Here is a 23,571-nt window from a genome sequence, read left to right as displayed (position 1 = left end):
AAAGAAACAGGGCGGCGGAGCCGGACAGAAGCGGAGCGGCCGGGAGGCCATGGAGCTGTTCTTCCACCTGCTGTTTTTGCTGTGCGGCGTGGTGGCGGTGGCCTTCGTGCTGTTCATCAGCATCTACCTCATCATCTCCGGCCTGCCCGCCATCCGGGAGATCGGCCTGGTGAAGTTCCTGTTCGGCAAGACCTGGGCCCCCACCGTTACCACGGTGGAGCCCTCCTTCGGCATCCTGCCCTTTATCCTGACCTCCGTCTACGGCACCGCCGGGGCGGTCCTCATCGGCGTGCCCATCGGACTCATGACCGCCATCTTCCTGGCGAAGGTGGCGCCGCCCAAAGCCGCCCGTGTCATTAAGACCGCCGTGGAGCTGCTGGCGGGCATCCCCTCCGTGGTCTACGGTCTGGTGGGCATGATCGTGCTGGTGCCCGCCATCCGGGACCTGTTCGGCCTCAGCTCCGGCGCCTGCCTGCTGGCAGCCATCATCGTGCTGGCCATTATGATTTTGCCCTCCATCATCAATGTGTCGGAGACCGCCCTCCGGGCCGTGCCCCAGGAGTATGAGGAGGCGTCCCTGGCCCTGGGCGCCACGGAGATCGAGACTTATTTCCGGGTGTCCCTGCCCGCCGCCAGCAGCGGTGTGGCGACGGCGGTTGTCCTGGGCGTGGGCCGTGCCATCGGCGAGGCCATGGCGATCATCATGGTGGCGGGCAACGTGGCGAATATGCCGGGCCTGTTCACCTCCGTCCGCTTCCTCACCACCGCCATCGCCTCGGAGATGAGCTACGCCGCCTACGGCAGCCTCCAGCGCAACGCCCTGTACTCCATCGGCCTTGTGCTGTTTTTGTTCATCATGCTCATCAACGTGCTGCTGAATGTGTTCATCAAGAACAAAAAGGAGGACTGAGCCGTGGAACAGAAGCTATCCCCCCGCCACCAGGTCTACGATAAGGGCCTGCGGGCCCTGCTGTGGGTCTGCGCGGGCGTCACCTGCGCCCTGCTGGTGTTCCTCATCGGCTATATCTTCTACCGGGGTCTCGGCAACATCTCCTGGGAGCTGCTGACCAGCCAGACCAGCTATATCAAGGGCACCATCGGCATCCTGCCCAACATCCTGAACACCCTCTATATCATCTTCGTGGCCATGCTCATCGTCCTGCCCCTGGGGGTGGGCGCCGCCATCTACCTGACGGAATACGCCACCAACCACAAGGTGGTGGAGCTCATCGAGTTCGCCACCGAGACCCTGACGGGCATCCCCTCCATCATCTTCGGCCTGGTGGGTATGCTGTTCTTCGTCCAGAAGCTGGGCCTGGCCCCGGGCATCCTGGCGGGCGGCCTGACCCTGGTCATTATGATTTTGCCCACCATCGTCCGCACCACCCAGGAGAGCCTCAAGACCGTCCCCCAGTCCTACCGGGAGGGCGCCCTGGGCCTGGGGGCGGGGAAGTGGCACATGGTCCGCACCGTGGTGCTGCCCAACGCCATCGACGGCATCGTCACCGGCTGCATTCTGGCGGTGGGCCGCATCGTGGGCGAGAGCGCGGCGCTGCTGTTCACCGCCGGCTTCGGCCTGGTGCTCAACGACTTCTTCACCGCCCTCCAGTCCTCCTCCGCCACGCTGACGGTGGCGCTGTACGTCTACGCGGGCGAGCGGGGCGAGACCGGCGTGGCCTTCGCCATCGCCGCGATTCTGATGGTGCTGACCTTCCTCATCAACCTGGCCGCGAACTGCGCGGGGAAGAAACTGAAAAAGGGAGAATGACATGGCTACGATTTTACAAGCAAAAGACCTGAACCTGTGGTACGGCCAGAACCATGCCCTCCACAGTGTGAACGTGGACATCCCGGAGCATGAGATCACGGCCTTCATCGGACCCTCCGGCTGCGGCAAATCCACCTTCCTGCGGACGCTGAACCGCATGAACGACCTGATCCATTCCGTGAAGATCACCGGCGAGGTGGACTTCCACGGGCAGAGCATCTATGACAGCGGCGTGGACCCCACGTGGCTGCGCAAGCAGATCGGCATGGTGTTCCAGAAGGCCAACCCCTTCCCCATGAGCATCTACGACAACGTGGCCTACGGCCCCCGGACGCATGGTATCCGCTCCAAAGTCCAACTGGACGAGATCGTGGAGAAATCCCTGCGTTCTGCGGCCATCTGGGACGAGGTGAAGGACCGGCTGAAAAAGAGCGCCCTGGGACTCTCCGGCGGCCAGCAGCAGCGGCTGTGCATCGCCCGTGCCCTGGCGGTGGAACCGGAGGTGCTGCTGATGGACGAATCCACCAGCGCCCTGGACCCCATTTCCACTTCTAAGATCGAAGACCTTGCGGCGGAGCTGAAAAACAAGTATACTGTCATCATGGTGACGCACAATATGCAGCAAGCCGCCCGTATTTCGGATAACACGGCCTTCTTCCTGCTGGGAGAGCTGGTGGAGTTCGGCAAAACGGAGCAGCTGTTCTCCAACCCCACCGACAAGCGCACGGAAGACTACATCACCGGTCGGTTCGGATAAGGAGGATGCTGAGATGAGAAATAAATTTGACGAGCAGCTGAAGCGGCTCCATGTGGAGCTGATCCAGATGGGCGCCGCCTGTGAGGACGCCATCTCCGCCGCCGCGGAAGCCCTGCTGAAGGGAGACGTCTCCCTGGCGTCCGCTGCCGTGGAGTCGGAGCGGGAGCTGGACCGGCGGGAGCGGGATGTGGAGAACCTGTGCTTAAAACTCCTGCTGCAGCAGCAGCCCGTGGCCCGGGACCTGCGGGAGATCTCCGCGGCCCTGAAAATGATCTCCGACCTGGAGCGCATCGGCGACCAGGCGGCGGACATCGCGGAGCTGACATCCTACGTCCGGGTGCCGGACGGCTCCGGCGTGCTGCACATCGCCGACATGACCCGGGCGGTCATCGGCATGGTGACCGACAGCGTGGATTCCTTTGTGAAGAAGGACCTGGAGCTGGCCCGTTCCGTCTGCGCCGCCGACGACCGGGTGGACGAGCTGTTCAGCCAGGTGAAGCAGGAGCTCATCGACATGATCGCCTCCGACGCCGCCTGGGGCCAGCAGGGACTGGACCTGCTGATGGTGGCGAAGTATCTGGAGCGCATCGGCGACCACGCCACCAATGTCGCCGAATGGGTGGAATATTCCATCACGGGCGTACACCCCTCGAACAATTAAAAGGGAGGCGGCAGTGCCGCTCCCCATGAAAGGAGAGACCGGCATTGCTGACCTTTGAAGACGTGAAAAACAACGCCGCCATCCGCACCTATATCCAGCGGGCGGACGAGTCCCTCATCGCTCTGGGCTTCACGGAGCACAGCTTCGCCCACGTGACCATGGTGGCGGAGAACGCCGCCTATATTCTGGAGACCCTGGGCTACCCCGCCCGGACGGTGGAGATCGCCCGCATCGCCGCATTTCTCCACGACATCGGGAACCTGGTGAACCGGGTGGACCACTCCCAGTCCGGCGCGGTGATGGCCTTCCGCATTCTGGACAACCTGAACTGCGACCCGGAGGAGATCGCCACCATCGTCACCGCCATCGGCAACCACGACGAGGGCACCGGCCAGCCGGTGAACGCTGTGGCGGCGGCGCTGATTTTGGCGGACAAGTCCGACGTCCGCCGCAGCCGTGTCCGGAACCAGGACCCCGCCACCTTCGACATCCATGACCGGGTGAACTACTCGGTGAAAAAGTCTCAGCTGAAGATCAACGAGGAGCACACCCTCATCAAGCTGAAGCTGTCGGTGGATACGAAGTACGGCTCCGTCATGGACTATTTTGAGATTTTCATGCAGCGCATGATCCTCTGCCGCAAGGCGGCGGAAAAGCTGGGACTGCAGTTCAAGCTGATGATCAACGAGCAGCAGCTCATTTGAGAGGTGCTGGCCCGTCCTCCCCGGTTTGGGGAGTTACATAGGAGGCAACTATGATCTACTTACTGGAAGACGACGACAGCATCCGGGACTTAGTTCTCTACACCCTGCAAAGCCAGGGCATGGAAGCCCGGGGCTTTCCCCTGCCCTCCGCGTTCTGGGAGGCCGTGGCGGAGCACATCCCCTCCCTGGTGCTGCTGGACATCATGCTGCCGGAGGAGGACGGCATCTCCGTGCTGAAAAAGCTCCGCTCCTCCGCCCGTACCAGCAAGCTGCCGGTCATCATGCTGACAGCCAAGGGCACCGAGTACGACAAGGTCCTGGGCCTGGACGCCGGGGCGGATGACTACCTGGCCAAGCCCTTCGGCATGATGGAGCTGCTCTCCCGCATCCGGGCGCTGCTGCGCCGGACCCAGCGGGAGGCGGACATTTACCGCTGCGGCGTGCTGACCGTGGACCAGACCCGCCACACCGTCACGGTGAACGGTCAGGAGGTCATCCTGACCCAAAAGGAGTTCGAGGTGCTGTGCCTGCTGCTGAAAAACCGGGGGCAGGTGCTCTCCCGGGAGCGGCTCATCGAGGATGTGTGGGGCTACGCCTTCACCGGCGAGAGCCGCACGGTGGACGTCCACGTCCGCACCCTCCGGCAGAAGCTGGGGGAGGCGGGGGCCTACATCGAGACCGTCCGGGGCTACGGCTACAAGATCAGCCGGGAAAGCTGAGGGCGGCCCATGACAAAACGAATTTTCCGCGCCACGCTGACGGTGGCCCTGACGGTGCTGCTGGCCAGCCTGGTGCTGATCGTGGGGGTGCTCCACGGCTATTTTCAGGACCGGGTCCTGGAGGAGCTGGCCAGCCGCACCTCCTACATTGCCCTGGGTATCGAGCATGAGGGGATGGCGTATCTGGAGGACGGGTTTCCCAACGACTGCCGGGTGACCTGGGTGGCCGCCGACGGCGCCGTCCTCTGGGACAACCGGGAGGACCCCGCTAAGATGGAAAACCACGCGGACCGCTCCGAGGTCCATGAGGCGCTGGTGCTGGGCAGGGGCCACGCCGCCCGGTATTCGGATACCCTGTCCCAAAAGACGCTGTACTACGCCCTGCGGCTGTCCGACGGCTCCGTGCTGCGGGTGTCGGACACCCAGTATTCCGTGTGGATGCTGGTGCTCCAGGCGCTGCAGCCGGTGGCGCTGGTGATGGTGCTGGCCTTCTGCCTGGCGCTGTGGCTGGCGGGCCGTCTGGCCCGGCAGCTGGTGGAGCCCATCAACGCCGTGGACCTGAACGACCCCGGCGACGAGATCGACTACGAGGAGCTGGCGCCCCTGGTGGGCAAGCTCCGCAGCCAGAAGCGGCAGATCAGCCGCCAGATGGAGGACCTGCGCCGCCAGCGGGAGGAATTCGCCGCCATCACCGGCAACATGAGCGAGGGCCTGCTGGTCATCGACCGGGACACCCGGGTGCTGTCCTATAACGCGGCGGCTCTGCGGCTGCTGAACGCCCAGGCCCCGGCCGAGGGGGAGAGCGTCCTGACGCTGAACCGGGAGCCGGGCTTCCGCCGCTGCGTGGAGGAGGCCCTGGCGGGCCGCCGCCGGGAGGAACTGCTGGAGCGGGAGGACGGCTGCCGCCGGCTCTTTGCAAGTCCCGTGGAGCTGGACGGACAGACCGGCGGCGCGGTGATCATCGTGCTGGATGTGACGGAGCAGGAGCAGCGGGAGGCCCTGCGGCGGGAGTTCACCGCCAATGTGTCCCATGAGCTGAAAACGCCCCTGACGGCCATCCTGGGCACGGCGGAAATTCTGGAAAACGGCATGGTGAAGGCCGGGGACATCCCCCACTTTGCCGGGAACATCCACCGGGAGGCCCAGCGGCTCATCGGCCTGGTGAACGACATCATCAAGCTCTCCCGGCTGGACGAGGGCGGCCCCACCGCCCAGTGGGAGACCGTGGACCTCCACGACGCGGCGGAGGAGGTCTTGCGCCAGCTGGCGCCCGCGGCGGAGAACAAGCAGGTCACCATGACCCTTGAGGGCGGCCCGGCCTGCGCCCGGGGCGTGCCCCAGATCGTGGAGGAGCTGATCTACAACCTCTGCGACAACGCCATCGCCTACAACAGGCCCGGCGGCAGCGTCACCGTCACGGTGGCGGATACGCCGGAGGGCGGACGGGTCACGGTGCGGGACACGGGCATCGGCATCCCCCCGGAGGCCCAGACGAGGGTGTTCGAGCGGTTCTACCGGGTGGATAAGAGCCACTCCAGCGGCGGCACCGGCCTGGGCCTGTCCATCGTGAAGCACGGCGCGGCCTATCTGGGCGCCCGGGTGGAGCTGGAGAGCGAGCCGGGGAAGGGCAGCACCTTCACGCTGGTATTTCCCAAAATCACAGAATAAGCAAAAGCTCCGGCCAAACGGCCGGAGCTTTTCACATGTATTCAAAACAGGCCCAGGCTTTTCAGCAGCCAGATCCATAAAAACAGGGTGAAGCAGGAGAGGGCCGTGGTCAGCAGCACGATGCCGCCGGCAAGGTTGGCGTCGCCGTCCATCTGCAGCGCCATGGTGTAGGAGTTGACGGCCACCGGCGCGGCGAACACCAGCAGGATGATCCCCAGGGCCACGCCCCGGAAGCCCAGGGCCGCCGCCAGCGCCACCAGCAGGGCGGGGTTGACGATAAGGCGGCTGACCACGCAGATCGAGAGGTTTCGGACAGAGCTTCTGAGCTTGCTGAAATCCAAAGACGCGCCCATCAGCACCAGGGCCAGAGGCGTGGCGGCGTTCGCCACGCTCCTGACCGCGCTTTCCACCACGGCGGGCAGCCGCAGATGGACGGCCAGCGCCAGAATACCGGCCAGCGCGCCCAGCACCAGGGAGTTCGCGGCAACGCCCCGGAGGATCTTTTTCGGACTGGGCCTGCCGCCCCGGTGCATCTCCAGCGCCGCCACGGACAGCACGTTCACCAGGGGAACGGCCACCGCCAGCAGCACGGCCGCCTGCCCCATGCTCTCCGGGCCGAAGAGGGAGGTGATGATGGGGACGGCCAGCAGGACGATGTTGGTGCGGAAGAAGGCCTGCAGCATGACGCCCCGCGCCGGCGGCTCCTTGGTGATGCGGGGCACGATGAGCGCCCCCGCCAGGAATTCCGCCAGGATGCCCAGCACACAGAAGGCCAGGAGCTTTCCGTTGAAGGAGCTGCTGAGGTCGGAGGTGTAGACGTTGTAAAACAGCAGGATGGAGATAAAGACCTTGAAGCACATGCCGTTGGCCTGGCGCACGGCCTCGGCGGAAATGATATGGGACTGCCGCACCAGGACGCCCAGACCGATGATCAGAAACATGGGCAGGACAGCATTGACGGCGATGATCAGGTTTTCCATGGGAAATTCCCCCGTTTTCTTTTCGCGCTCCGTCAGGGGCGCTTTGCGTTGATCACTTATTTTAGCACAGAGCCGGGCGGCTGTTCAACCGGGGCGGGAAATTTTGGGAGGGACGATAAAAACCGCCCCGGCGGCGCATACTACCGCTATCTACGGAGGTGGCGCATGGAAAAACTTTCGGAGCATTACACGGAAAACGTGGCCTGGTTCAACGAGACCCTGGGCGTGGGCCGCAGCGTGGACATTGTGAGCCGGGATTACCTCATCGGCGGACGCCGGGCCCGGCTGTGGGTGGTGGACGGCTACGGCAAGGACGCGACCCTGGAGCGGATGGGGGCCTTCTGGCTGTCCCTGACACCGGCGGACATGGCGAACCTGAGGGAAATGCAGGCCTTCATCGACCGCTTCATCACCTTCTCGGAGACCAATGTCAGCTTCGACCGGGAGAAAATCGTGACGGATGTCCTGCTGGGCAAGACGCTGCTGCTGGTGGAGGGACTGCCCGGCGCGGCCCTGATGGACGCCAAGGAGTACCCCGCCCGCAGCGTAGGAGAGCCCCTGGACGGCAAAGTCCTCCGGGGCTCCCACGACGGCTTCATCGAGGCGGTGGTGCCCAACATGGCCCTGCTGCGCCGCCGCATCCGGGACCCCCATCTCACCATGGAGGGCCACAAGGTGGGCCTGCGGTCCCGCACTGACGCGGTGCTGTGCTACCTGGACGACAAGGTGGACCGGGAGCTGCTGGAGGAGGTGCGTCGGAAGCTGGACAGCATCGACGTCAACTCCCTCACCATGGCCCAGGAGAGCGTGGCGGAGGCCATCCGCCCGAAGCAGTGGTACAACCCGTTTCCCAAGGTGCGCTACACGGAGCGGCCGGACAGCGCCGCCGCAAGCATCATGGAGGGCAGCATCATCCTGATGGTGGACAACTCCCCCTCGGTGATGATCCTGCCCACCACCTTTTTCGACTTCACCCAGGAGGCCAACGAATTCTACTTCCCGCCGCTGGTGGGCAGCTACCTGCGCTTGCTGCGCATCATCGTGTTTCTCATCTCCCTGCTCATCACGCCCATGTGGTATCTGATGGTCAGTGAACCGGGGCGGCTGCCGTCGTGGTTGGAGTTCCTCTCCTCGCCGGAGCCGGCGTCCCTAGGGCTTCTCTGGCAGCTTCTGGTGGTGGAATTTCTGGTGGATGTGCTGAAGCTGGCCTCATTGAACACGCCGGACTCCCTCTCCAACTCTTTCTCCATGCTGGGCGCTTTGATTTTAGGAGACTTCGCTGTGCAAGCGGGCTGGCTGGGGCCGGAGGTGCTGGTGTATATGGCCTTCGTGTCCGTGGCCAGCTTTGCCCAGCCCAGCTATGAGATGGGCTACGCCTTCAAGCTGCTGCGGGTGGCGCTGCTGCTGGTGACGGCGGCCTTCGACGTGTGGGGCTTTGTGTTGGGCATCACCGGCATCCTGGTGCTGCTGGCCACCACAAAGCCTGTGGTGGGCAAGGGGTACCTCTATCCCCTCATCCCCTTCAACGGAAAGACCCTGCGCCGCCTGCTCCTCCGGGAGCCCATCAGCCGGGACAACACGTGAAAAAACGGAGCCGTAGGCTCCGTTTTTTTCGGCCTGCCGCGCTTGACTGCCCGAAGGAGTAAAAATACACATTTTGGAAAAATTTTGGAAAAAGTGGTCATAGTCATTGCAATTTCTCCGAAAATCGGATATACTATCTAAATTATACACAGCGCCTTTTGAAATTGTTGCACAGGCGGAAAGGAGGGGGCCATGGACGGTCTGCAGCGTTATACGGTATCACAGATGCGGGAGACCATCTCCTATCTGCTGCCGATTTTTGATGTGGTCCGCCTGGTGGACCCCAGGGACACCGCCGTGCTCACGCTGGAGGCGGACGGCACCGTGAGCCGGGAGCCTTACACCTGCTTCCGCGTTTGGAACAAGGATTGCCGCTGCGGGAACTGCACCAGCATCCAGGCGGCCCTGGACGGCTGCCAGCGGACGAAATACGAGTTCATCCAGGAAAACGTGTTTTACGTGGTCTCCCGTCCGCTGCTGCTGGCGCTGCCGGAGGGCGAGACGCCGGTGGTCATGGAGATCGTCAGCCATGTTTCCGACCAGCTGCTGCTGGAGAAGGAACACGGCAAATCCCTGGCGGAGCGTCTGGCGGAGACCCGGGAGATGCTCTATCAGGACGAACTGACCAAGGTGTACAACCGCCGGTATCTCAACGAGTTCAATTTCCTCCACAAGGGCATGAAGCGCGTCTCCGGCAAGCTGGGCGTCATCATGCTGGACCTGCGGCAGTTCAAGCGGATCAACGACACGCTGGGCCACCTGGCGGGCGACCAGCTGCTGCGGAATGTGGCCGATGTGCTGCGGGCCCGGGTGGGGAGCACGGACTCTGTGATCCGGCTGGGCGGCGACGAATTTCTGGTGATGCTGCCGGGCTGCGGGGAGGATGAAGTCCCCCGGACGGCGGAGGAGCTGCGCCGGGCGGTGGAGACCGTCACCCCGGCGGACTTCGGCTATACCTATACCAGCGGGTTCCAGGCCACCCAGGAGGAGCTGGACCGCCTGGTGGATGAGGCGGACCGCCGGATGTACGAGGAAAAGCGGCGCCGCACCGCGCGATACCGGGAATATACATAAAAACGACCGTCGTTTGGACGGTCGTTTTTTGTTCGCTCCCCGGTGCCGGCGGTCAGTCTGAAAGGCTGATGGCGCTGACGGGACAGCCGTCCCGGGCCTCCTGAGCGGTGTCCAGCAGCTCCGCCGGGACCTCGCCGCCGTGGGCGAAGCCGTCGTCCCCCATGGAAAAGACCTCCGGGCAGACGCCGGCGCACAGGCCGCAGCCGATGCAGTTTTCGTTGACAGTCGCGTTCATGTGGATTCCTCCGGTCATTCGATGATATTTCCATCCCGGCCCAGTGTCACCACCTGCCAGGGGATGAACTTGCCGCTGTTTTGGAGCGCCGTCTCCGCCGCCCGCCGGAGCCCGCCGCAGCAGGGCACCTCCATGCGGACCACGGTGACCTCCCGGATGTCGTTGCGGCGGAGGATCTCGGTCAGCTTTTCGGCGTAGTCGCCCTCGTCCAGCTTGGGGCAGCCGATCATGGTGATGCGGCCGGCCATGAACCGCTCATGGAAGTCCGCCCGGGAAAAGGCGGTGCAGTCCGCCGCGATGAGCAGCTTCGCGCCCTGGTAGAAGGGGGCCTCCACGGGCAGCAGCTTGATCTGAATGGGCCACTGGCCCAGTCGGGAAACCGGGCCGCCTCGACTGTCGCAAAGTCCGCTGTGCTCCGTTTCCCCCTGCGGGGAAAACTGCGCCCGCTCCCTTGCTCCGCCTCTCCCCACTGCAACCGCTTCACTGGGTTGCAGCGGGGACCCCATAAAGGGCGCGGCGGGGGCGTCATCATGCCGCAAAGTCCGGGCCATGCTGCCGGGGCATCCGGTGCGGGTGACGGGCGCGCTGCCCTTCAGCGCCGCAGCTTTCTTCGCCAAAACAGCGGCTTCGTCGTATGCCGCCGCCTCCCGTTCCACGAAGGTGATGGCCCCGGTGGGGCAGGTGGGCAGGCAGTCGCCCAGGCCGTCGCAGTAGTCGTCCCGCAAGAGGACCGCCTTGCCGTCCTTCATGCCGATGGCGCCCTCATGGCAGGCCCCCGCGCAGGCGCCGCAGCCATTGCACTTCTCCCGGTCGATCTCAATGATCCTCCGAACCATAGTATTTCTCCTTTTTTGTTTTTTATCTTGTGTTGTTGGGGACAGTATCGTACAATGGAACAAAAAAGTCTGTTGTTTTTCCAACGAATGAAGGAGAAGCCTATGGAAATTTCCGCCTTGCCCCTGTTCCGGGGCGTCCCGGCTGAAGAGCTGCCCGCGCTTTTGGCCCGGGCGTCCGCGCGGACATGCGCCTTTCAAAAGGGAGAACTGCTGCTCCGCCGGGGAGATGTGACCCGCCGTCTGGGACTGGTGCTGGAGGGCTCCGTCCACATCATCCGGGAGGATTTCTGGGGAAACCGCAGCATCGTGGGCCTGGCGGGGCCGGGAGAGGTCTTTGCCGAGTCCTACGCCCTGGCGGGGGAGCCGCTGGAGGTCAGCGTCCTGGCGGCGGCGCCCGGCGCGGCCCTGTTTCTGGAGGCGGACGGTCTGACGGACGCCCGCCTTACCGCCAACCTGCTGCACCTGCTGGCGCGGAAGAACCTGATGCTCACCCGGAAGATGCGCCACATGGCCCGCCGCACCACCCGGGACAAGCTGCTGAGCTACCTCTCCGCCCAGGCGCTGGCGGCGGGCAGCTCCGAATTTGACATCCCCATGGACCGCCAGCAGCTGGCGGACTACCTGTCGGTGGACCGCAGCGCCATGTCCGCCGCCCTGGGAAAGCTGCGGGACGAGGGCGTCCTGACCTTCCGTAAAAACCATTTCCGCCTGCTGGGAGAGGAGCGAGACTGATGCGTGTGACCGTGCCCGACTATTATGAAGATTTCCGCTGTCTGGCGGGGGCCTGCCCCCACACCTGCTGCGAGAAGTGGGAGGTGGTCATCGACGAGGACACCGCCGCGCTCTATCAAACGGTGTCCGGCCCCCTGGGGGACAAGCTGCGCTCCGCCCTGAAGCGGGATGAGGACGGCGACCTGTGCTTTCCCCTGAACGGCGGGCGGTGCCCGTTTCTGGACGGGGACAACCTCTGCGAGATCCACCGCAAGCTGGGGGAGGCGGCCACCAGCGTCACCTGCCGGGAGCACCCCCGGTTCACGGAGGACTACGGCCCCTTCCGGGAGGTCACCCTGTCCGCCTCCTGTCCGGCGGCCAACGCCCTGCTGCTGGGCAGCGAAGACCCCCTGACCTTCCACACTTTTGAAACGGAAGAAGCGGGTGATATTCCGGGGCCCCCGCAGCAGCCCAGCGAAGCGGGTGCTGTGGGGAGAGGAGGAACAAGGGAGCGGGCGCAGTTTTCCCCGCAGGGGGAAACGGAGGAAAGCGGACTTTGTGACGACGAGGGAGATGCATGGCTCACATATCTGCTGCCCCTGCGGGAGCGGCTGCTGGACATCCTGACAGACCGCAGCCGTCCGCTGAAGGCCCGGCTGGCGTCCTTCCTCTCTCTGGCACTGTCGGCCCAGGACTGCCTGGACGACGACCGCCCGGAAGACCTGCCCGGCACAGAGGAGGCGGACATCCCTCCGGCGAAGGAGGGGTTGTTCCCCTGGGGGCTGCGCTTCCTGGCGTCCCTGGAGGTGCTGGACCCGGACTGGCCCGCCCTGCTGTCCCGGGCGGAAGCCGAAAAAACGCCCCAGTCAGAAAATCTGCTGGAGCGCATCGCCGTGTATTTTGCCTTCCGCTACCTGCTGAAAACCGTCAACGACGGCGACCTGCTGTCCCGGGCGGAGCTGTGCGCGTTCGCCGTTCTGACGGTGGAGCGGCTGGCCTCCGTCTGCGGCCTGCCCGAAGCCCTGCGGCGGTTCAGCACCGAGCTGGAGCACGACGACGACAACCTGGACGCCCTGCTGGAGGCCTTCCGGGAGGAGGAGCGGTTCGCACCGGGCCGGTTTCTGACGGAGCTGGAGGGGTGAGGCCGACCTTTGTGCGCTTTGCCGTTGGTAAACGATTCACGTTTGTTGAAACTGTAAAAATCGTACAAAGGCTATTGACATAACAGAAGAAATATTGTACATTATAGACACAGAAAGGAGTGAGTCCCATGGGCTAGAAAAGCTCAAGAGATTCCGAATTTCCCTTCACCGTTCGCAAAGAAAACCGAAAACATTTCAAGCAGGCCCCCAAACACGAAACATACCTCACTATGATGAGCCACACGAGAACGACCTCTGCGTGTATCTGATGTTTTAGGAATTGGCGAACCCTGCACCACCCCAAGATTTCTCCGAACGGTAGACTGAGAACAGCGAGGTAAAGACCCTTGGACAATCCAATCAATGAGTAAGCCCCCCATTCGCCGACGGAGCGGATGGGGGGAAATGTTTTGTGTGGCGATATGGTCTGTGCCTTTTTACGTGCATATTGCTATCCGATAAACTTGTTTTTTCATATAGATTACCCCTTGTTAAATTTCGATTTATCGGGTTCATCATACCACGCAACGAAGGAATCCGCAACAGCCCCGGCCCAACGAAAAAACGCAGCCGCCCGGACCATTCGGCCCGGACGGCTGCTGCACTATAAAACAAATATCCTGTGGAACGGGTTATTTGTTATCCACGGAGCACATGTGGGCAATGAGCTCGACCATCTTGTTAGAGTAGCCGCACTCGTTGTCGTACCAGGAGACGACCTTCACGAAGGTGTCGGTCAGAGCGATACCGGCCTTCTTGTCGAAGATGGAGGTGCGGGTGTCACCCAGGAAGTCAGAGGAGACAACGTCCTCGTCGGTGTAGCCCAGAACGCCCTTCAGCTCGCCCTCGGAGGCGGTCTTCATGGCCTCGCAGATCTGCTCATAGGAGGCGGGCTTGGCCAGCTTGGCAGTCAGGTCCACCACGGACACGTCCAGGGTGGGGACGCGCATGGACATGCCGGTCAGCTTGCCGTTCAGCTCGGGGATGACCTTGCCGACGGCCTTGGCGGCGCCGGTGGAGGAGGGGATGATGTTGCCGGTAGCGGCACGGCCGCCGCGCCAATCCTTCAGGGAAGCGCCGTCCAGCAGCTTCTGGGTGGGGGTGACGGAGTGCACGGTGGTCATCAGACCCTCGACGATGCCGAAGTTGTCGTTCAGGACCTTGGCGATGGGAGCCAGGCAGTTCGTGGTGCAGGAGGCGTTGGACACGAAGGTCATGTCAGAGGTGTACTTGTTGTGGTTGACGCCCATGACGAACATCGGGGTGTCGTCCTTGGAGGGAGCGCCCATGATGACGTGCTTGGCGCCGGCGTCGATGTGGCCCTGGCACAGGTCCTTGGTCAGGTGCTTGCCGGTGCACTCGCAGATATACTCAGCGCCGACGGAGGCCCAGGGGATGTCCTTGACTTCCATGGCGGTGAACACGGGGTACTTCTTGCCGTTGACGATCAGAGCGCCGTCCTCGGAGGAGACCTCGCCGGGGAACTTGCCGTGGACGCTGTCGTACTTCAGCATATAGGCCATATACTCGGGGTTCATGAAGGGGTCGTTCAGACCGACGACCTCAACATCGTCGTGGGTCAGGGCAGCGCGGAACACCAGGCGGCCGATGCGGCCGAAACCATTGATACCGATCTTGGCTTTCATTGAAAAATACTCCTTTCAAAGCTCTGAATACGGAATCGTATCGTAGAAACGATTGCGTAAACGATTTGCTTAATCGATTATACGTTTGTATCCTATCATATTGTTTTCTTTTTGGCAATTGTCATTTCAAATAACAATCAAATTGCGAAGTTGTGGATTTTTGATAATAAAGTCGTAAATTTTTCGGAATTTCCATCGAAAAAGGTAGGAAAAACCTTGACGGATAGGAAAGCATGGCCTATACTGAAGAAAAGCTAATTGATTACGCAAACGGAACTGCGTTTGCGCAAAGGGGGAGGAAACCATGAAAGTGACCATCAGCGACGTGGCGCGCCTGGCGGGCGTTTCCACTGCCACGGTCTCCCACACCATCAACAACACCCGTTACGTCTCCGGAGAGACGAAGGAGAAAGTATATCAGGCCATCGCGGAGCTGGGCTACACGCCGGACGCCTCCGCCCGCAGCTTCCGCACCGGCAAGAAAAAGACTGTCGGCTTTATTGTGCCCGATATCTCCAATAAATTCTTCGGCACCATGATCGAATCCGTGGAGAATTACCTCTCCGCCCAGGGCTACCACCTCATCATCGCCAACACCAAGGAGGACGCCGACCGGGAGGAGACCAACATCCGCCTGCTGACCGCCGGATTGGTGGACGGACTGCTGGTGGCAAGCACCATGGACGATTTTGAGCGGTTCGACGAGCTGATCCCCGCCGGGTTCCCGGTGGTGCTGGTGGACCGCACCTTTGAGACCAAGAAGTATTCCTCCATCTGCGTGTCCAACTTCCAGCCCATTTACCGCAGTGTATGCCGTCTGGCGGGAAAAGGCGCCAAGCGGGTAGGCATCATCGGCGGCCTGCCCCGGCTGTCCTCCACCAAGGAGCGCATCTCCGCCTACCAGCAGGCGGTGGCGGACTGCGGCCTGGCCCAGGAGGAGGGCCTCATCCGCTACGGCGACTCCATGGAAAACAGCGCGCCCGCCTGCCTGGACCAGCTGCTGGAGGAAAACTGCGACGCCATCATCGTCTGCCAGGGCCTCATGGCCTGGGAGACCATCATCTACCTCCAGAAAAAGGGCATCCAGCTGGCCAAGGACATCGACCTGGTCAGCTTCGTGGACTACGACTCCAACTTCTACCAGCTCTACGCCGAGCAGATGGACTGCATCGTCCAGCCGGTGGAGGAGCTGGGCACCGCCGCCGGCGAGCAGATCTTAAAGCGCATCGAAAAGCCCGAGGCCCCGGTGTTCGAGAAGGTGCTGACCTCCGCCTACCAGCCCTGCGAAGCCTCCGGCAGCCGTTTCGCGAAATGACCGGCCGTCCCCCGTTTGCCGTCCGCGGCAGGCGGGGGATTTTTTGCGGTCAACGCTGCCCGGGCCGGGGCATAGAATAGTCCGGCGGACTGACGCCGCCGGAGAGGAGAACAGCCATGAGCAAGCAGCCATTGCCGGAGGGCAGCGTCCCTTTCACCGATATTTTGGGCTACGACGGCTATATGCAGACCGAGGGCGCCATCTGGCAGAAGCGGGTCTACTACGCCGTCACGGACCGCGGCGCCTTCCCCATCGCCGAGAGCTTCGGCTTTGAGGGGCCGACAGACTACTCCGTGGACCTGGACGGGAAGGACTGGAAGGAGCTGGCGGCCAACGTCCAGTACGGCGGCGACGGCCGCCGGGATGTGTTCGTCTACCAGCGCCGGGGGGACGGCATCTGGAAGGGCGTGCTGGACTTCAGCCATCTTCCCAACCACGACAACTGGGGCGCCAACTCCGTCACGGCGGAGTACGACCCGGAAAAGAGCCTGTTCCGGGTGCGGTACGCCCAGAAGGGGACGGAGGAGCCTGGCGTCCTGGAGACCCGGGGCCTGGGGCGGTTTCGGCTTTATCCGTACAAACCGTGATACTTCCTCTTGCGCCCCGGGGCGTTTCCTAGTATAATGATGCCAAATTTTGTACAAATGGGGGACTTACCATATGAATACCCGCATCGAGCACGACACCATGGGCGAGATCGCGGTCCCGGCGGACCGGCACTGGGGCGCCCAGACCCAGCGGAGCTTTGAGAATTTCAAGATCGGCGGCCAGCGCCAGCCGAAGGAGATCATCACCGCCTTCGCCTACCTGAAGGACGCCTGCGCCCAGGCCAATCTGGAGGTGGGCAAGCTGACGGCTGAGCAGGCCGGGGCCATTTCCGCCGCCTGCGAAGAAATTCGGGCGGGCAAGTGGGACGACGAGTTCCCCCTGGTGGTGTGGCAGACCGGCAGCGGCACCCAGACCAATATGAACGTCAACGAAGTGATTGCCCACCTGGCGGCGGACAAGGGGGTCCGGCTCCACCCCAACGACCATGTGAACGCCTCCCAGTCCAGCAACGACACCTTCCCCTCCGCCCTCCACATCGCGGCGGCGCTGAGCGTGGCGAACGACGTCATCCCGGCGGCGGAGCGGCTGGCGGCGGCCTTTGCCAAGCTGGAGCAGGCGTATCCCGACCTCATCCGCATTGGCCGCACCCACCTGCAGGACGCCACGCCCCTGCGCTTCGCTCAGGAGGTCTCCGGCTGGCGGGAGCTGGTGGAGGCCCCCGTCCGGATGCTGCGTCTGGCCCTGACGGAGCTGGAGCGGCTGGCCATCGGCGGCACCGCCGTGGGCACCGGCCTCAACGCCCCCAAGGGCTACGACGAGATGGTCTGCGCCAAGCTGCGGGCCATGACGGGCCTGGACTTCACCCCCGACGAAAACAAGTTCCACGCCCTCACCAGCAAGGACGCCCTGGTGTTCGCCCACGGCGCGCTGAAGGCCCTGGCGGCGAACCTGATGAAAATCGCCAACGACATCCGCTTTGAGGCCAGCGGCCCCCGCTGCGGCATGGGCGAGCTCCACATCCCGGAGAACGAGCCCGGTTCCTCCATCATGCCCGGCAAGGTGAACCCCACCCAGTGCGAGGCCGTCACCATGGTGGCGGTGCAGGTCATGGGCAACGACGCGGCCATCGGCATGGCGGCCAGCCAGGGCAACTTCCAGCTGAACGTGTTCCTGCCGGTGTCGGCGTACAACTTCCAGCTCTCCGCCCGCCTGCTGGCGGATGTGATGGACTCCTTCCGGGTCCACTGCGTGGAGGGCATCACCCCCAACGTGGAGAAAATGGAGTACAACCTCCACAACTCCCTGATGCTGGTGACCTGCCTGACGCCGAAGATTGGCTACGAGGCGGCGGCGAAATGCGCGAAAAAGGCCCTGGCGGAGGGCACCACGCTGAAAGAGGCGGTGCTGGCCCTGGGCCTGCTGACGGGGCCGGAGTTCGACGAGACGGTCCGGCCGGAAAAGATGGTTTGAATGAAGAAGCGGCGGCCAGCGGGCCGCCGCTTTTTTATGCATTTTCCCGCCAGAGTATATATGCGTGAATATATACATAATTATACGTATATTTCAACGGAGTATTCAATATGCGGGAGGGAATGCGCCAAAAACGGCGGGATTCAAGCCCCCCTAAATCGATGCCGGAAAATTCGATTTGTGGAAATATGCAAAATCATCCAAAGAAGGGAAAAAATGTTGTGCAACATGAAACTTGCATAAATATTCGCCATAAGCGTATAATTTGACCATCATCAAACAACACAGGGAGGAACCCCACATGAAAAAGGATAAGAAAGACATCAAGAAGATCGTACTCGCCTATTCCGGCGGTCTGGATACATCCATCATCATCCCCTGGCTGAAGGAAAACTACAACGACCCCGAGATCATCGCCGTGGCCGCTGACGTGGGCCAGGGCGACGAGCTGGACGGCCTGGAGGAGAAGGCCATCAAGACCGGCGCTTCCAAGCTGTACATCGCCGACCTCACCGACGAAATGGTGGAGGACGTCATCTGGCCGTCCCTGAAAATGGGCGCCAGCTATGAGCAGTACCTGCTGGGCACCGCCTTCGCCCGGCCCATCATCGCTAAGAAGCTGGTGGAGATCGCCAAGGCCGAGAACGCCGACGCCATCGCCCACGGCTGCACCGGCAAGGGCAACGACCAGGTCCGGTTCGAGCTGGGCATCAAGCGGTTCGCCCCCGACATGACCATCATCGCCCCCTGGCGGGAGTGGGACATCAAGGGCCGGGACGAGGAGATCGACTACGCCGAGGCCCACAACGTGCCTCTGAAGATCAGCCGGGAGACCAACTATTCCAAGGACAAGAACCTGTGGCACCTGAGCCATGAGGGTCTGGACCTGGAGGACCCCGCCAACGAGCCCCAGTACGAGAAGCCCGGCTTCCTGGAGATGGGCGTCAGCCCCATCACCGCTCCCGACGCGCCCACTTACGTCACCATCGACTTTGAAAAGGGCGTGCCCGTGGCCGTGGACGGCGAGAAGATGAAGGGCAGCGACATCATCCGCAAGCTGAACAAGCTGGGCGGCGAGAACGGCATCGGCCTGCTGGACATCGTGGAGAACCGGCTGGTGGGCATGAAGGACCGGGGCGTCTACGAGACCCCGGGCGGCACCATCCTCTACAAGGCCCACCAGTGCCTGGAGATGATCACGGTCGATAAGGACTCCGCCCACATGAAAGCTAAGCTGGCGGTGGACTTCGCGGACCTCATCTACAACGGCAAGTGGTTCACCCCCGTGCGGGAGGCACTCAGCGCCTTCGCCGACAAGACCCAGGAGCACGTCACCGGCTCTGTGAAGCTGAAGCTCTACAAGGGCAACATGATCACCGCCTCCATCACCTCTCCCGAGAGCCTGTACTCCGAGGAACTGGTGACCTTCAACGAGAGCAGCTACGACCAAACCAACGCCACCGGCTTCATCAACCTGTGGGGCCTGCCCGATACGGTTCTGGCGCTGCGGGAGCAGGGCAAGCTGTGAGCGCCTAGGAGGGGAGCGGCGGCTGATCGACGGCAACGTAGTGTGTAGCGAAGCGGAACACACGGGGCTGCTGCGAAAACCCTTTCGTTGACCGCCCACAGATTTCCGCCCGACGCATCAATTTGCGGCTTAAACGTTCCATTGAGTGCCGACACACAGCGCACCCGGATAAAACCCGGCAGGTTTATGCCGCATGGATTCGCACGACCCCCGTACTTGTCCAAACCTGCCCGAATGCGCAGGATTTGGACACAAAAGCGGTTTCTTTTCCACCGCTGCGGCGGCGACTTTTCTTTGGCAAGACAAAGAAAAGTGGGGGCCGCATTCCCCGCGTGCCCCGGCAGGGGCGCATCCCCCGTCCCCGGTCGGGGACACCTCTTTGAAAAGAAAAAACACAACAGCGGGACGGAGAAGACCTCTTCGCCCCGCGTTCGTGGTGAAAGGACATTGCTATGAAACTCTGGTCCGGGCGGTTCGGCAAGGACACCGACGCCCTTGTCAACGACTTCAACGCCTCCATCCAGTTCGACCAAAGGCTGTATAAGGAGGACATCACCGGCTCCCTGGCCCACGCGAAAATGCTGGGGGACTGCGGCATCATCTCCAAGGAGGACGTGGCCGCCATCACGGAGGGACTGCTGGGCATCCTGGCGGACATCGAGGCGGGGAAGGTGGAATTCACCGCCGACAACGAGGACATCCACATGAACGTGGAGGCCCTCCTCACCGCCCGCATCGGCGACGCCGGCAAGCGGCTCCACACCGCCCGCAGCCGCAACGACCAGGTGGCCCTGGACTTCCGGATGTACGTCCGGGAGCAGATCCCCGTCATCGTGGGGCAGCTCCTGGAGCTGGAAACGGTGCTGTGCCGTCAGGCGAAGCAGTACCAGACCGCCGTCATGCCCGGCTACACCCACCTCCAGCGGGCCCAGCCCATCTCCTTCGCCCAGCACCTCATGGCCTACGCCAATATGTTCTCCCGGGATGTGACCCGGCTGGAGGATTGTGCCAAGCGGCTCAACGAGTGCCCTCTGGGCAGCGGTGCCCTGGCGGGCACCACGTACCCCATCGACCGCTGGGAGACGGCGAAGGACCTGGGCTTTGACGCCCCCATGAGCAACTCCCTGGACGGCGTCTCCGACCGGGACTACGCCCTGGAACTGATGTCCGCCCTGTCCATTTTGATGATGCACCTCTCCCGCTTCTCCGAAGAAGTGATCCTCTGGTGCAGCTGGGAGTTCAAGTTCATCGAGCTGGACGACGGTTACGCCACCGGCAGCTCCATCATGCCCCAGAAGAAGAACCCGGATGTTGCCGAGCTGGTCCGGGGCAAGACGGGCCGGGTCTACGGCGATTTGATGAGCCTGCTGACCGCCATGAAGGGCCTGCCCCTGGCCTACAACAAGGACATGCAGGAGGACAAGGAGCCGGTGTTCGACGCCATCGACACCGTGGAGATGTGCCTGCCGGTGTTTGCCGCCATGCTGGACACCATGACCGTCCGCACCGACAACATGCGCAAGGCGGCGGGCAAGGGCTTCATCAACGCCACCGACTGCGCCGATTATCTCACCAAAAAAGGCATGCCCTTCCGGGACGCCTACACCGTCACCGGCCATCTGGTGGCCGCCTGCACCCAGCAGGGCAAGACGCTGGAGGAGCTGACGCTGGACGAGCTGAAGGCCGTCTCCCAGCTCTTTGACGAGGACGTGTACGAGGCTATCAATCTGGAGAACTGCATGGCCCTGCGTAAGAGCTACGGCGGCCCCGCCGTGGCGGAGACCACCCGCCAGATCGAAGCCATCGAGGACTTCGTGGCCGCCAGAAAGTAAGACCCGCAGGAAAGAGGGAAACAGCATGAAACCAAAGGTATATATCGACGGCAAGGACGGCACCACAGGCCTGCAGATTTATGACCGCCTTTCCGTGCGAAGCGATATTGACCTCCTCCTCATCGACGAGGAAAAGCGCAAGGACCCCGCGGAGCGGAAGAAGCTGATGGACGCGGCGGACATCGTGTTCCTGTGCCTGCCGGACGCGGCGGCTGTCGAGGCCGTGGCCCTTGTGGAAAACCCCGACACCCGCATCATCGACGCCTCTACCGCCCACCGCACCAGCCCTGACTGGGACTACGGCTTCCCCGAACTGTCGGCGGAGCGCCGGGCGGCTATCCGGAAAAGTAAGCGTGTCGCCAACCCCGGCTGCCACGCCACGGGCTTCATCAGCGCGGTGTATCCGCTGGTGGCCATGGGCCTGCTGCCGAAAGACGCCTGCCTCTCCGCCTTCTCCCTCACCGGCTACTCCGGCGGCGGCAAGAAGATGATCGCCCAGTACGAGGCGGCGGACAAGGACGCGGCCCTGTTCGCCCCTTGTCCCTACGGCATGGGCCAGACCCACAAGCACCTGCCGGAGATGCAGAAGGTCTGCGGCCTCACCAACAAGCCCGTGTTCACCCCCATCGTAGACGACTACTACAAGGGCATGGCCACCACCGTCCCCCTCCACATGAGCCAAATGAACGGCGTCTCCACCCTGGCGGAGGTCCGGCAGAAGCTGGCGGACTACTATGCCGGAGCGACGCTGGTCCATGTGGCGGACGCCCTGGACACCGCCAAGCTGTACGCCAACGCCCAGGCGGGGAAGGACACCCTGGTTTTGTACGTGGCGGGCAACGACGAACAGTTCACCGTCACCGCCCTGTTTGACAACCTGGGCAAAGGCGCCTCCGGCGCGGCTGTCCAGAACATGAATCTGATGTTAGGCTTCGAGGAAACGACGGGCCTGAACCTGAAATAGCGAGGTAACGACTATGTTGAAATTTATCGACGGCGGCGTCTGCGCCGCCCAGGGTTTTAAGGCCGCCGGCATTCATGTGGGCGTCAAGACCCACGCCAACTGGAAGAAGGACGTGGCCCTCATCGTCTCCGATGTGGACTGCGCCGCCTCCGCCGTGTTCACGAAAAACGTGGTGAAGGCCGCCCCCATCCATGTAGACAAGACCCACTTGGCCGACGGGAAGGCCCGGGCCATCATCGCCAACAGCGGCAACGCCAACGCCTGCGCCCCCCACGGCGAGGAAAACGCCATCAAAATGTGCCAGGCGGCGGCCAAAGCCATCGGCTGCAAGCCGGAGGACGTGCTGGTGTCCTCCACCGGCGTCATCGGCCAGACCATCAACGTCCAGGTCATCGAGGACGGCGTCCCGGAGCTGTACGGCGCGCTGGCCCATTCCGCCGAGGCCAGCGACGCGGCGGCCCACGCCATCATGACCACCGACACGGAGAAAAAGGAAGTTGCCGTGGAGACTGTCATCGGCGGCAAAGTGGTCCGCATGGGCGGCATCGCCAAGGGCAGCGGCATGATCCATCCCAACATGGGCACCATGCTGTGCTTCCTGACCACTGACTGCGCCATTTCCCCGGAAATGATCAAGACCGCCCTGCTGGAAACAGTGAACGTCAGCTTCAACCGCATCAGCGTGGACGGCGACACCTCCACCAATGATAGCTGCATCGTGCTGGCAAACGGCATGGCGGGCAACCCGGTCATCACCGAAAAGGGCGGGGATTACGCGGCGTTTCTGGAGGCTCTCCAGGCGCTGTGCATGACCTTGGCGAAGAAGATGGCCTCCGACGGCGAGGGCGCCAAGCACCTCATCACCTGCAACGTTCAGGGCGCTGCCGGCGAGCAGAGCGCCGAGACCATTGCCAAGTCCGTCATCTCCTCCACCCTGACCAAGGCCGCCATCTTCGGCGCCGACGCCAACTGGGGCCGTGTCCTGTGCGCCATGGGCTACTCCGGCGAGGAGTTCGACCCGGACAAGGTGGACGTCCACTTTGCCAGCGCCGCCGGCGACATTGAGGTCTGTCATCAGGGCCGGGGCCTGGACTTCGACGAGGACCTTGCCAAAAAGATTTTGACGGAGCATGATATTGAGATCAACATCACCATGGGTGAGGGAAGCGGTTCCTGCACCTGCTGGGGCTGCGACATCACCTACGACTACATCAAGATCAACGGAGATTACCGGACCTGAGGGTTGTCCGGTGGCCCTCACCGGGAGACGGGGAGAGGGGGGGACACTTCTCTTTTGAAAAGAGAAGTGTCCCCCCACGCCCCCCAAAGAGAAACGTGGGGGCGTTTCGATTTCAACACCGTCGCGGCATTGCGATTCCCGGCCCCTTTTCGGGGCCGCCAATCGCGCCGCTTCCTCGAAACAGGCTC

Annotated in this window: 22 protein-coding genes; 18 read left to right on the top strand and 4 right to left on the bottom strand. The window is 62.8% G+C overall.

The window, feature by feature from the left end; translation table 11 throughout:
- The first annotated feature begins 49 nt into the window (after window positions 1-49).
- From pstC to JQM68_RS08600, 7 genes are read left to right on the top strand one after another with little or no spacing between them, the layout of a single operon-like run.
- A complete protein-coding gene (gene pstC / locus JQM68_RS08630) occupies window positions 50-910 on the top strand; it encodes a phosphate ABC transporter permease subunit PstC (protein ID WP_235222652.1) in 861 nt (286 codons plus the stop codon).
- 3 nt (window positions 911-913) lie between these two features.
- Window positions 914-1,768, top strand: a complete 855-nt coding sequence (gene pstA, locus JQM68_RS08625; protein ID WP_235222605.1) for a phosphate ABC transporter permease PstA — start codon at window positions 914-916, stop codon at window positions 1,766-1,768.
- A gap of 1 nt (window position 1,769) precedes the next feature.
- Window positions 1,770-2,525, top strand: a complete 756-nt coding sequence (gene pstB / locus JQM68_RS08620; RefSeq protein ID WP_235222604.1) for a phosphate ABC transporter ATP-binding protein PstB — start codon at window positions 1,770-1,772, stop codon at window positions 2,523-2,525.
- A 13-nt stretch (window positions 2,526-2,538) separates the two neighbouring features.
- Entirely contained in the window at window positions 2,539-3,186 is a 648-nt protein-coding gene (gene phoU, locus JQM68_RS08615) for a phosphate signaling complex protein PhoU (protein WP_235222603.1), read from the top strand.
- A gap of 44 nt (window positions 3,187-3,230) precedes the next feature.
- Window positions 3,231-3,890 carry an HD domain-containing protein gene (locus tag JQM68_RS08610; RefSeq protein WP_235222602.1) on the top strand — a complete coding sequence of 220 codons (660 nt, stop codon included), beginning with the start codon at window positions 3,231-3,233 and terminating at the stop codon, window positions 3,888-3,890.
- A gap of 50 nt (window positions 3,891-3,940) precedes the next feature.
- Entirely contained in the window at window positions 3,941-4,609 is a 669-nt protein-coding gene (locus tag JQM68_RS08605) for a response regulator transcription factor (RefSeq protein WP_235222601.1), read from the top strand.
- 9 nt (window positions 4,610-4,618) lie between these two features.
- Window positions 4,619-6,277: a sensor histidine kinase gene (locus JQM68_RS08600; RefSeq protein WP_235222600.1), complete on the top strand. Its 1,659-nt coding sequence runs from the start codon at window positions 4,619-4,621 to the stop codon at window positions 6,275-6,277.
- Between the two features lie 41 nt (window positions 6,278-6,318).
- Here JQM68_RS08600 and JQM68_RS08595 read toward each other — a convergent pair whose 3' ends face one another.
- Window positions 6,319-7,257 carry an AEC family transporter gene (locus JQM68_RS08595; protein ID WP_235222599.1) on the bottom strand — a complete coding sequence of 313 codons (939 nt, stop codon included), beginning with the start codon at window positions 7,255-7,257 and terminating at the stop codon, window positions 6,319-6,321.
- A gap of 165 nt (window positions 7,258-7,422) precedes the next feature.
- On the opposite strand from JQM68_RS08595, the gene JQM68_RS08590 reads away from it, so the two are divergent.
- Together JQM68_RS08590 and JQM68_RS08585 are read left to right on the top strand one after the other, a co-directional pair.
- Window positions 7,423-8,841 (top strand): spore germination protein, encoded by a 1,419-nt coding sequence (locus JQM68_RS08590; RefSeq protein ID WP_235222598.1) that lies wholly within the window; start codon window positions 7,423-7,425, stop codon window positions 8,839-8,841.
- A gap of 192 nt (window positions 8,842-9,033) precedes the next feature.
- Window positions 9,034-9,915 (top strand): GGDEF domain-containing protein, encoded by an 882-nt coding sequence (locus JQM68_RS08585; protein ID WP_235222597.1) that lies wholly within the window; start codon window positions 9,034-9,036, stop codon window positions 9,913-9,915.
- A 52-nt stretch (window positions 9,916-9,967) separates the two neighbouring features.
- Here the strand turns inward: JQM68_RS08585 and JQM68_RS08580 are convergent, their stop codons facing one another.
- Window positions 9,968-10,150, bottom strand: coding sequence for a ferredoxin (locus JQM68_RS08580; RefSeq protein ID WP_235222596.1), 183 nt, complete (start codon window positions 10,148-10,150; stop codon window positions 9,968-9,970).
- A 14-nt stretch (window positions 10,151-10,164) separates the two neighbouring features.
- Window positions 10,165-10,986: an ATP-binding protein gene (locus JQM68_RS08575; RefSeq protein ID WP_235222595.1), complete on the bottom strand. Its 822-nt coding sequence runs from the start codon at window positions 10,984-10,986 to the stop codon at window positions 10,165-10,167.
- Window positions 10,987-11,088: 102 nt separating this feature from the next.
- Between JQM68_RS08575 and JQM68_RS08570 the strand changes: the two genes are divergently transcribed.
- Entirely contained in the window at window positions 11,089-11,718 is a 630-nt protein-coding gene (locus JQM68_RS08570) for a Crp/Fnr family transcriptional regulator (RefSeq protein ID WP_235222594.1), read from the top strand.
- Window positions 11,718-12,839, top strand: a complete 1,122-nt coding sequence (gene fliB, locus JQM68_RS08565) for a flagellin lysine-N-methylase (protein WP_235222593.1) — start codon at window positions 11,718-11,720, stop codon at window positions 12,837-12,839. The genes JQM68_RS08570 and fliB overlap by 1 nt, the downstream gene beginning before the upstream one ends.
- Window positions 12,840-13,471: 632 nt before the next feature.
- Here the strand turns inward: fliB and gap are convergent.
- Window positions 13,472-14,485 (bottom strand): type I glyceraldehyde-3-phosphate dehydrogenase, encoded by a 1,014-nt coding sequence (gene gap / locus JQM68_RS08560; protein WP_235222592.1) that lies wholly within the window; start codon window positions 14,483-14,485, stop codon window positions 13,472-13,474.
- 304 nt (window positions 14,486-14,789) lie between these two features.
- Between gap and JQM68_RS08555 the strand changes: the two genes are divergently transcribed.
- The 7 genes from JQM68_RS08555 (at window position 14,790) to argJ (ending at window position 23,383) form a co-directional block, all read left to right on the top strand.
- Window positions 14,790-15,800: a LacI family DNA-binding transcriptional regulator gene (locus JQM68_RS08555; RefSeq protein WP_235222591.1), complete on the top strand. Its 1,011-nt coding sequence runs from the start codon at window positions 14,790-14,792 to the stop codon at window positions 15,798-15,800.
- 116 nt (window positions 15,801-15,916) lie between these two features.
- Window positions 15,917-16,387 carry a hypothetical protein gene (locus tag JQM68_RS08550; RefSeq protein WP_235222590.1) on the top strand — a complete coding sequence of 157 codons (471 nt, stop codon included), beginning with the start codon at window positions 15,917-15,919 and terminating at the stop codon, window positions 16,385-16,387.
- Between the two features lie 73 nt (window positions 16,388-16,460).
- Entirely contained in the window at window positions 16,461-17,819 is a 1,359-nt protein-coding gene (fumC, locus tag JQM68_RS08545) for a class II fumarate hydratase (protein WP_235222589.1), read from the top strand.
- A gap of 301 nt (window positions 17,820-18,120) precedes the next feature.
- Window positions 18,121-19,347 carry an argininosuccinate synthase gene (locus JQM68_RS08540; RefSeq protein ID WP_235222588.1) on the top strand — a complete coding sequence of 409 codons (1,227 nt, stop codon included), beginning with the start codon at window positions 18,121-18,123 and terminating at the stop codon, window positions 19,345-19,347.
- Window positions 19,348-19,799: 452 nt separating this feature from the next.
- Window positions 19,800-21,179: an argininosuccinate lyase gene (argH, locus tag JQM68_RS08535; protein ID WP_235222587.1), complete on the top strand. Its 1,380-nt coding sequence runs from the start codon at window positions 19,800-19,802 to the stop codon at window positions 21,177-21,179.
- A gap of 25 nt (window positions 21,180-21,204) precedes the next feature.
- The gene (gene argC, locus JQM68_RS08530) at window positions 21,205-22,143 is read left to right on the top strand and encodes an N-acetyl-gamma-glutamyl-phosphate reductase (RefSeq protein ID WP_235222586.1); all 939 of its coding nucleotides are present in this window, start codon (window positions 21,205-21,207) and stop codon (window positions 22,141-22,143) included.
- A gap of 13 nt (window positions 22,144-22,156) precedes the next feature.
- Window positions 22,157-23,383, top strand: coding sequence for a bifunctional glutamate N-acetyltransferase/amino-acid acetyltransferase ArgJ (argJ, locus tag JQM68_RS08525; RefSeq protein ID WP_235222585.1), 1,227 nt, complete (start codon window positions 22,157-22,159; stop codon window positions 23,381-23,383).
- Window positions 23,384-23,571 lie beyond the last annotated feature (188 nt).

Source organism: Oscillibacter valericigenes, from assembly GCF_021531435.1.
GTDB classification, from domain to species: Bacteria; Bacillota; Clostridia; order Oscillospirales; family Oscillospiraceae; genus Oscillibacter; species Oscillibacter valericigenes_B.
The sequence above is the reverse complement of the archived record's forward strand: the minus strand, read 5'-3'. Positions and strand labels throughout refer to the sequence as shown.

Excerpts from the sequence above, each read along its gene's own strand:
- pstC (WP_235222652.1), top strand. The coding sequence starts at position 50 with ATGGAGCTGTTCTTCCACCTGCTGTTTTTGCTGTGCGGCGTGGTGGCG.
- pstB (WP_235222604.1), top strand. The coding sequence starts at position 1,770 with ATGGCTACGATTTTACAAGCAAAAGACCTGAACCTGTGGTACGGCCAG.
- phoU (WP_235222603.1), top strand. The coding sequence starts at position 2,539 with ATGAGAAATAAATTTGACGAGCAGCTGAAGCGGCTCCATGTGGAGCTG.
- JQM68_RS08605 (WP_235222601.1), top strand. The coding sequence starts at position 3,941 with ATGATCTACTTACTGGAAGACGACGACAGCATCCGGGACTTAGTTCTC.
- JQM68_RS08600 (WP_235222600.1), top strand. The coding sequence starts at position 4,619 with ATGACAAAACGAATTTTCCGCGCCACGCTGACGGTGGCCCTGACGGTG.
- JQM68_RS08595 (WP_235222599.1), bottom strand. The coding sequence starts at position 7,257 with ATGGAAAACCTGATCATCGCCGTCAATGCTGTCCTGCCCATGTTTCTG.
- JQM68_RS08590 (WP_235222598.1), top strand. The coding sequence starts at position 7,423 with ATGGAAAAACTTTCGGAGCATTACACGGAAAACGTGGCCTGGTTCAAC.
- JQM68_RS08585 (WP_235222597.1), top strand. The coding sequence starts at position 9,034 with ATGGACGGTCTGCAGCGTTATACGGTATCACAGATGCGGGAGACCATC.
- JQM68_RS08580 (WP_235222596.1), bottom strand. The coding sequence starts at position 10,150 with ATGAACGCGACTGTCAACGAAAACTGCATCGGCTGCGGCCTGTGCGCC.
- JQM68_RS08575 (WP_235222595.1), bottom strand. The coding sequence starts at position 10,986 with ATGGTTCGGAGGATCATTGAGATCGACCGGGAGAAGTGCAATGGCTGC.
- JQM68_RS08570 (WP_235222594.1), top strand. The coding sequence starts at position 11,089 with ATGGAAATTTCCGCCTTGCCCCTGTTCCGGGGCGTCCCGGCTGAAGAG.
- fliB (WP_235222593.1), top strand. The coding sequence starts at position 11,718 with ATGCGTGTGACCGTGCCCGACTATTATGAAGATTTCCGCTGTCTGGCG.
- gap (WP_235222592.1), bottom strand. The coding sequence starts at position 14,485 with ATGAAAGCCAAGATCGGTATCAATGGTTTCGGCCGCATCGGCCGCCTG.
- JQM68_RS08555 (WP_235222591.1), top strand. The coding sequence starts at position 14,790 with ATGAAAGTGACCATCAGCGACGTGGCGCGCCTGGCGGGCGTTTCCACT.
- JQM68_RS08550 (WP_235222590.1), top strand. The coding sequence starts at position 15,917 with ATGAGCAAGCAGCCATTGCCGGAGGGCAGCGTCCCTTTCACCGATATT.
- fumC (WP_235222589.1), top strand. The coding sequence starts at position 16,461 with ATGAATACCCGCATCGAGCACGACACCATGGGCGAGATCGCGGTCCCG.
- JQM68_RS08540 (WP_235222588.1), top strand. The coding sequence starts at position 18,121 with ATGAAAAAGGATAAGAAAGACATCAAGAAGATCGTACTCGCCTATTCC.
- argH (WP_235222587.1), top strand. The coding sequence starts at position 19,800 with ATGAAACTCTGGTCCGGGCGGTTCGGCAAGGACACCGACGCCCTTGTC.
- argC (WP_235222586.1), top strand. The coding sequence starts at position 21,205 with ATGAAACCAAAGGTATATATCGACGGCAAGGACGGCACCACAGGCCTG.
- argJ (WP_235222585.1), top strand. The coding sequence starts at position 22,157 with ATGTTGAAATTTATCGACGGCGGCGTCTGCGCCGCCCAGGGTTTTAAG.